Raw genomic sequence first — 1,858 nt, forward strand, 5'->3', positions numbered from 1 at the left:
GATAAATTTATAAATCAAAAACAGGTTCCGGAATCCGGTGGGGTAGGAAAGGGAAATGAGGATGAGATTTTTATTTTAATCCGGGTTTCTGTCCGGAAAATTATTTTATTTTATTATGGTCTGTGTCCTGTCTTCCGGATGCAAAATAATCTGGATGGTCTTTATTATATCCAGAATAAAAAGCAATGTCTGCTGTAGAATAATTTGAGCTTTTATTTCCAAAATTTGTTCCTAAAATGGTTAGTTGTGTCTTTGTTCCTGCTGAGCCTTCATTTGGAGTAATATTAATAATATTCGGAAGTGTAGTTGTTGTTATAATTCCTTTTTTTTGTTCCCGCTCAAATTGTGCTGCAAATGACATGTCCATTAATTCTATCGGTAACCCCTTTTCAACATTTGCGATTGCTGGTTTAAGTTCATCGATAGAACGTATACTTGTTTCAAAGAGATAATATCTCCCTTTCCCAGAAAGATCCCATTTATTCAAGTAAAATATCCTTTCATATGAAGCACCAGGTTCAGGTATGGGGCATTTTTCATTATAACAGGTTGTTTCATTATCAATAGTTCCCCCAAATTCATATGCATCAATTATCATTCCCTCTGTTGCATTTGAATTATTACTCTGTTTAAGAATCTCTTTGATTAAGATCTTACCTTCAGTTTGTTCAGGAATAGTAGATCCATTAATGATAAGCGATTTTCTATCATACAAGGTTCCCTGAACGATTAAATCCGCTCCTCGAATATCCTCGTAAACTTGGTAATCAAAATCACTCATTCCCATTTTATCTCCAAAAGAAATCTGTGAAGATTCTGCGTAGGGGACAAAGAGGATGACAATAAGGCAAAATAGTAAACCTGATGTAATATTATTCATAATGCCTCCGGACATGATTTTTCCCGGATTATTTGTATTGAAGTTCCGGTTAGGAAGTAATTCAGAATTACTGGTTGAATAAGGCTGAAAACCATTGTATCCAATCTATATTTTTTACTCAGGATGAGTTATTGTCCGGAAAATTATTTTTGGTGGTGTTTTCCTGTTTTAGTTTTTCCCTTTCATATTGTGCAACAAATGACATGTCCGGCAATTCTATTGGCAGTCCTTTTTCAGCTTTATCGATTGCCGTTTTTAGTATATCAATTGGGAGGGAACTTATTTTGAATCTATAATATCTTCCTTTGCCAGATAGATCCCAATTATTCAGAAAATAGATGCCTTCATATGAAGCACCAGATTCAGGTATAACGTATATGCCATTATATGTAGTTGATTCATTATCAATGGTTCCCCCAAATTCATATGCATCAATTATCATTCCCTCTGTAGCATTGATAGTATTACTCTGTTTCAGAATTTCTTTGATAAAGATCTTACCTTCAGTCTGTACAGGAATCGTAGATCCATTAATGATAAGCGATTTTGCATCATACAAGGTTCCCTGAACGATTAAATCCGCCCCTCGAATATCTTCGTAAAGATGGTAATCTAAATCACTCATTCCCATCTTATCTCCAAAAGAAATCTGTGAAGCTTCTATGTAGGGGACAAACAGAATGAAAAAAAGGCAAAATATCAAACCTAACGTTATATTCTTCATAATGCCTCCGGACATGTATTTTCCTGAGTCTTTCTGACAAAATTTCCAGGTAGGAAATTACTTTTCAGTCCATTGAGAGAGATATAATAACCAACAATGTTACGAGAGAAAAAATCGGTACAATTATCTACCTTCATCCGGAATTTGTTTTGTTTCATGAAAATACCCTTTTCGTCTGCCTGATTCAGTCGATTGATACCTCGGCCCCCCACCTGCCGGTAACGAACCTTAGTTCTTCTCATTGATAAAGTAAT

The 1,858-nt window shown here is 35.0% G+C and carries 2 protein-coding genes; both read right to left on the bottom strand.

Translation table 11 applies throughout. From position 1 onward, the window contains the following. Window positions 1-100: 100 nt before the first annotated feature. Window positions 101-880: an IPT/TIG domain-containing protein gene (locus DLD82_RS17680; protein WP_181391523.1), complete on the bottom strand. Its 780-nt coding sequence runs from the start codon at window positions 878-880 to the stop codon at window positions 101-103. Between the two features lie 118 nt (window positions 881-998). After that, entirely contained in the window at window positions 999-1,604 is a 606-nt protein-coding gene (locus DLD82_RS17685) for a hypothetical protein (protein ID WP_181391524.1), read from the bottom strand. Window positions 1,605-1,858 lie beyond the last annotated feature (254 nt).

It is taken from the genome of Methanospirillum stamsii (assembly GCF_003173335.1).
Taxonomy (GTDB): domain Archaea; phylum Halobacteriota; class Methanomicrobia; order Methanomicrobiales; family Methanospirillaceae; genus Methanospirillum; species Methanospirillum stamsii.

Excerpts from the sequence above, each read along its gene's own strand:
- DLD82_RS17680 (WP_181391523.1), bottom strand. The coding sequence starts at position 880 with ATGAATAATATTACATCAGGTTTACTATTTTGCCTTATTGTCATCCTC.
- DLD82_RS17685 (WP_181391524.1), bottom strand. The coding sequence starts at position 1,604 with ATGAAGAATATAACGTTAGGTTTGATATTTTGCCTTTTTTTCATTCTG.